We start from the raw sequence: 6,076 nt of genomic DNA on the forward strand, positions 1-6,076 counted from the left end.
TGCGCACCTGACAGGCTTTTCCCTGGTCGCGGTGAAAAAGCGGCGCCGTATGTGGATTGCTCTGGGCGTCGCGCAGCGCTCGAAGATCGACATGGCGACTTTACCTCATCGCAAGTTCTACACCCGTTACGACTATTGATTTGGCGCTATTGCGCGCCTGACGGCGCATTTGCCTCCGGGGCGACCGGAGGGGCATCCGCAACAGCCCCCACCAAGATTGGAGTAAATAGCGTGTCGTCCTCAAGACTCAGGGCCTTCAGTGCGTGCAATACAGATGAATTAACTAAGGGATCGACCGCCGATCGGGACTTGGTTTCGCGGAAGACTGGCCTTAAGGCGCTAATCTCTGACGGCGCAACACTCGCGACAGATTATGTCGGGACCCATGCAGATATTGTTGATCAGCGACTCGCCCTTGGGGTCGCGTGCCTCGCCCATATTCGACCGCCGCGTGTTCTCAAAACCTTCGGTGATGCACTCATATTCTTGCTTGCGGTTCCGGCTGCTGAATTCTCTGAGTATCTTCAGGAACTGGGTTTGCTTGCCGTTCTTTTCCAGCTTCCTTGAGACTGTCTTTTCCGAGATTCCATCCGGCTGAGCATTAGCTAAGGGCGTAGACAGTTGGGGAAAGGATGAATCTCTGTCAGCGAAGAACGATTGGCTTGCGCTGCTGGACGATATCCAGAGACTTCACCCAGAGATATCTGTCTCTTCGCTCCTGGTCCACTTCGGCCAGAAGGTGCACGGTCGTTTCCGGCACGATCTCGCGTCCTTGCCAAACATTGGGTTCGCTCTCAACGCGGATTTCACCGGTCTTGTCACGGGAGGTGAAGTAGTCACCTCGCTGGTGGGAGACGATATTGCCGGTCACCACAACATACCGGCCGAGGCCGGCCTTCTGTACCTCTGCCACCGTCATCACGCGCACCTGCGCCGATAGTCCTTTAAACTGGGCAGAGACCGGCGTCACCAATGCTCCCAACAACAATCTATCTTACCAGCGACGCCCCCAAGCGGTCCTTTGAATACTATTTGGCACCCTCTGCATCAAAATAAATCCCATTAGTTTCGCTATGCAGAACAAAAAAGTCAAAAAACATTGACAATGATCAATATTACGGAAATTATAATTCGTAAAATGGAATAGACGGCATTTGATGAGCGTAATAGTTCCGCGCACACAGGGAGGATAAGCAATGGTAAAGAGAATATCGCGCCGCTCGGCCTTAAAGGCGGGTTTCGCAGCAGGTGCGGGGAGCTTTCTCGCGGCCATGCCGGGAGTGGTTCGGGCGCAAAATCGCCCCATTAAGATTGGCACCACCTCGATTTTCTCAGGCCGGGTTGCTCAGCTCGGCATCTCTGTCAAGAACGCCCTTCTTCTGGAATTCGAGGCATTCAATGCCGCGGGTGGGTTTAACGGAAGGAAGATCGAACTTATTGATCGCGACTCCAAGGGTCGTCCTGAAGAAGCTGCGAGGCTGACGCGCGAGCTCATTGAATCCGAAGGCTGCGAAATCATCCTCAGTGGCGAAGCCTCGGGTTCATCTTTTGCCGTCCATGAAGTCGCGCGCGCCTCCAATGTCTTATGCATTCATGCCATCTCCGAGACTACTCAACTCACTGCGGATCCGAAGCTCCGGAGTCCCAATACGTTCAGAACCGCGCGCCAGGCGCTGCACGATTCAATCGTCGGTGGATCCTTTGCTGCAAAACTCGCCAAGGAGAAGGGGTTCACGCGCTGGGCGACTATCTCCGCTGACTACGCTTACGGGCGCGAGGCAACGCCCGAATTCATGAGCTACGTCGAGGCAGGTGGAGCCAAGGTTGAACTCGTGGTCGAGGCTTGGCCAAAGCTGTTTCAGCCTGACTATACCGAGAACATCACGAAGATCCTGCAGGCAAAACCCCAAGCCATGTTCTGCGGCCTTTGGGGTGGCGATCTGGTGGCGTTCATCGATCAGGGCAACCTGTTTGGCTTGTTCGAGCAGGTGCAGGTGTTCTCGATCCATATGGCGGACTATACGACCCTCACCGCCGTCAAGAAGCTGCCAAGTTCCGGCGTGTATTCCTCCAACCGCTACGTATCGGCATTTCCCGATCGGTCGGAGAATGTCGCTTGGTCCAATGCTTACGCCAAGCGCTTCAACACGCGACCGACGAACTGGTCATGGGAAGCAGATACCAGTGCTCGCTTCTTGATCGAGGCGATCCGGAGCAGCGGTAGTGCCGAGCCAGCGAAGCTCGCAGCCGCGATCAAAGGTAGGCAGGTTGCCAGCCCGGTCGGTATGCGGGACGGCAAGATCCTCATGCGGGCCGAGGACCAGACGATCGTTGACTACGCTTTGGGTTGGGGTCGGATCGTAGCGAAAGAGCCCTATCTCATCGACATCCAGCCTGCGAATTGGACGGAGATCGCCCAGCTCGAGACGGAGTGGAAGAAGAGGAAGGGTTACGTTTGAGCCTTTTCTTCTCTGCGTTGCGCCGGTGCTGTTGAAGCACCGGCGCCATTCGTCCTTCGCGGGAGCTTGTGTCGTGGATCTGGTCGCCCTCGGAAACTGCCTCGCGTCGCCGGCCTGCATCGTGACACAGGGTGCCGCTGGTCTCATCGCCGGATTTCTTTTGTTTCTGGTGGCGGCTGGCTTAACGCTGATTTTCGGCGTGCTCGGTTTCGTGAACTTTGTGCATGGCTCGTTCTACATGTTCGGGGCGTATTTCGCGTACACTGCCTATATCCTCACGGGCAGCTATCTCGCTGCGGTGCTGGCCGGAATGCTGGGTGTAGCATTACTTGGCGCGTTGTTTGAAACCGCGATAGCGCGCCACGTCTACAGCGCCGACGTGCTGCTTCAGATTCTCGTCTGCTACGCCTTCATCCTGATCTTCGACGATCTTGTGCGTATAGGTTGGGGGGACGAATTCTTGTCCATGGGCATGCCTGATGCGTTCCAGCGTGCACCATTCTTCGTGTTCGGCGGGGTGGTTCCGCTCTTTTACTTGGTTCTCGTAGGGGCCGCTCTGGCTATGGCTGTTGGCGTCGGTCTCCTGATGCAGCGAACCCGCTACGGCAAAATCGTCCGCGCGCTCGCCCACAATCCAGGCATGGTCAGTGCGCTCGGCGTGAATACACGCCTCGTTTATCTCTCGGTCTTTTCGCTCGGTGCCTTGCTTGCAGGCGGAGCAGGCGCGCTGGCGGCGCCGGTACGATCGCTGACGTCGGGAATGGGGTTCAGCATCCTCATCGAGTCATTCATCGTCACCGTGATCGGGGGCATGGGTTCGATTGCCGGGGCACTAGTCGCCGCGCTTCTCATTGGGTTCGTCCGCTCGTTCGGCAGTATTGGCTTCCCGCTGTTCACCGAGGGTTTGATCTTTCTCATCATGATTGCCGTGTTGCTGTTGCGTCCGCATGGGCTGCTTGGCAAACCGATGAGGGAGCTTTGAGATGCGTCGAAGCTTCCTTATCGAAATCGGCGTGGCTGCTGCGGTAATTGCCTGTGCGGCAGTGTTTGGTAGCTTCGCCGAAAGTGGCGCCCTCCGCGACGGTCTGATACGGCTATGCTGTCTCGGTCTGTTCGCCGTCTCGCTGAACCTGCTGGTCGGCTATACCGGGCTGCTTTCGTTTGGCCATGCCTTGTTCTATGGCCTGGGTGCTTACGCCTTCTGCCTCCTTATGCAGACCGGCACCGTGGGCATCCCCGTCGCGGCCCTCGCGTCACTCGTCATTGCCGCCATTATGGCGACATTGATCGGCTTGATCTGCATACGGCTGACGCATGTCTACTTCGCCTTCCTGACGCTCGCGATCCAGATGCTGTTCTACTCCGTGCTGATCGCTTGGAGCGGATTGACCGGGGGTGAGCAGGGTCTGATAGGCGGAATTCCAAAGCCGCCCTTCCTGGGCATCGATTTGGGTGACCCGCGCCAATACTTTCTATTCAACGTCGTGGTGTTCGTCGCCTCACTCCTCATCCTGCGCCGGATAGTGACTTCGCCGTTCGGCGCTGCATTACGGATGATCCGTGACAATCCGCAGCGGGCCGTCTTTCTCGGTGTCGATGTGCCCCGGACGAAGCTGGCCGCATTTGTGATCGCCTCGGTGTTCTCAGCCGTTGCCGGAATTCTGATGGGACTCTACGTGTCCGGCGCCTATCCGAACTTCGCTTACTGGACGACGTCCGGCGAAGGGCTGTTCATGATCATGCTTGGCGGCATCAACGTTTTCCTCGGACCCGTTGTCGGGGCTGGATTGCTGCTCGTGCTGGAGACGGTCGTCAATGCCTATACCAGCCATCATGGCATCATCATCGGCATCGCAATCCTCATCTCCGCGCTTGGCCTGAGAAAGGGAATACTTGACTTCGTCTCTGACGCCTGGATGCGCCGTCGCGAAGGTCAGGCGGCTCCGACAGCGGCAAAGACATCGCTTCCGATGGAAGGATCGACCGCCGTCGCTGCAGATCGGCGTTCTGTGCTTGAGGGGCGGGTATGAGCGGGCATCTGGAGATATCCAGCCTCACAAAGACTTTTGGCGGCCTCGTTGCCATAAACGACGTCACGCTCGACTTTGCCCCCGGCACACTCTCGGCGGTGATCGGTCCGAACGGTGCTGGCAAGACCACATTATTCAATATGGTCACTGGCCACTTAGTTCCGACGCGTGGCAGTATTCGCTTCGATGGTGAGGAATTAGTCGGTTTGAAGCCTCGTTCCATCGTACGCCGCGGCATCGGGCGTGCCTTTCAAGTGGCGAACCTGTTCGGCACCTTCACGGTAGAGGATGCTATGGCGGCCGCGGTGCTGTCGCATCGCGACAAGTTGTTCGACATGACCAGCGCATTTCCATCGTCGGAGGCGCTGGAACGCGCATACCATGTCATGGCGCTCGTCGGCCTCAGTGGCAGTAAGTCTTGGCGCTGCGACGCGCTTTCACACGGTGACAGGAAGCTGCTGGACATCGCTCTTGCGTTGGTCCTGGAGCCTCGGATCCTGCTCTTGGACGAACCCACCGCTGGAATGGGGCGGGATGAGAGCCGAGTCATGATCGAACGTATCCACCGTCTGTGGGAAAGCGAGCGGATGACGCTCGTCTTCATCGAGCACGACATGGAAATCGTGTTTGGCATTGCGCAGAAGGTGTTCGTGCTACGCTACGGCTCTCTACTCGCCAGCGGGACCCCGGTTGAGATTCGCAAACATCCGCAAGTGATTGAAGCCTATCTGGGCAAAGCGGCATGAGTGCGGACGCACTTCTCATCGTTCATGGTGTCAGCGCTTTCTACGGCAGCAGCCAAGCGCTATTTAATCTCAATCTGTCGATCAAGGCCGGTCAGGTTATGGCTTTGATCGGTCGTAACGGCGCGGGCAAGAGTACCACCATACGAACCATCATGGGCGTGCTGCCGCCTGCGCAGGGCTCGGTGCATCTCGCCGGTCGCGCTCTCGAAGGCTTGCCACCCTATATGATTGCGCGGGCGGGCCTCGGATATGTGCCGGAGGATCGCCAAATATTTCCTAATCACACGGTCGAAGAAAATCTCGAAATCGCCGATAAGCCAGGACTGAGGGGTGCCCGTGACTGGACTATTCCGCGGGTTTACGACCTGTTTCCGATCCTACGCGAGCGGCGCCACGGGCCGGCCGGTCGCCTCTCCGGCGGCGAGCAGCAGATGTTGGCAATCGCGCGCACGCTGATGGGCAATCCGGACGTGTTGCTCCTGGACGAGCCGTCTGAAGGCCTTGCGCCCATCATCGTCAACCGGATCGCCGAGGTCTTGATTGATTTCCGTCGTGCCGGACTCACGGTGCTGCTTGCCGAACAGAATATGCACTTCTGCTTGCGGGTTGCCACCGACGTGACGGTCATCAGCAAAGGCAGTGTCGTCTACGAGGGGGATATCGAGGCTTTCCGCGCCAATGACGACGTCAAGCTGCGTTATCTCTCGGCATAGGTGCTTCGTGGATTTTGATATTTCTGCAGAACAGGAACAGAGGATTGAAACCGCGCGCCGCATTGGCCGCGACTTTGGGCTTGACTATTGGCGTGCATTGGATGCTGAGCACCGTTTCCCGCATGAGT

6 protein-coding genes are annotated in these 6,076 nt (G+C 57.5%); 5 read left to right on the top strand and 1 reads right to left on the bottom strand.

Annotated elements, in window-relative coordinates; genetic code table 11:
* Positions 1–643: 643 nt before the first annotated feature.
* Complete coding sequence (locus AB7F49_RS37360; RefSeq protein ID WP_428532428.1) at positions 644–970, bottom strand: YgiW/YdeI family stress tolerance OB fold protein; 327 nt, start codon at positions 968–970, stop codon at positions 644–646.
* A 226-nt stretch (positions 971–1,196) separates the two neighbouring features.
* Here AB7F49_RS37360 and AB7F49_RS37365 point away from each other — a divergent pair, with 226 nt between their 5' ends.
* The 5 genes from AB7F49_RS37365 to AB7F49_RS37385 all read left to right on the top strand — a co-directional run bounded on the left by AB7F49_RS37365 (position 1,197) and on the right by AB7F49_RS37385 (position 5,948).
* A complete protein-coding gene (locus AB7F49_RS37365) occupies positions 1,197–2,459 on the top strand; it encodes an ABC transporter substrate-binding protein (protein ID WP_428532431.1) in 1,263 nt (420 codons plus the stop codon).
* Between the two features lie 73 nt (positions 2,460–2,532).
* Entirely contained in the window at positions 2,533–3,441 is a 909-nt protein-coding gene (locus AB7F49_RS37370) for a branched-chain amino acid ABC transporter permease (protein ID WP_428532434.1), read from the top strand.
* Between the two features lies 1 nt (position 3,442).
* Complete coding sequence (locus tag AB7F49_RS37375) at positions 3,443–4,489, top strand: branched-chain amino acid ABC transporter permease (protein ID WP_428532437.1); 1,047 nt, start codon at positions 3,443–3,445, stop codon at positions 4,487–4,489.
* Positions 4,486–5,235 carry an ABC transporter ATP-binding protein gene (locus tag AB7F49_RS37380; protein ID WP_428532440.1) on the top strand — a complete coding sequence of 250 codons (750 nt, stop codon included), beginning with the start codon at positions 4,486–4,488 and terminating at the stop codon, positions 5,233–5,235. The genes AB7F49_RS37375 and AB7F49_RS37380 overlap by 4 nt, the downstream gene beginning before the upstream one ends.
* Positions 5,232–5,948, top strand: coding sequence for an ABC transporter ATP-binding protein (locus AB7F49_RS37385; RefSeq protein WP_428532443.1), 717 nt, complete (start codon positions 5,232–5,234; stop codon positions 5,946–5,948). The genes AB7F49_RS37380 and AB7F49_RS37385 overlap by 4 nt, the downstream gene beginning before the upstream one ends.
* Positions 5,949–6,076: the final 128 nt, after the last annotated feature.

Source organism: Pseudorhodoplanes sp., from assembly GCF_050250235.1.
In the GTDB taxonomy this organism is placed as follows: Bacteria; Pseudomonadota; Alphaproteobacteria; order Rhizobiales; family Xanthobacteraceae; genus Pseudorhodoplanes.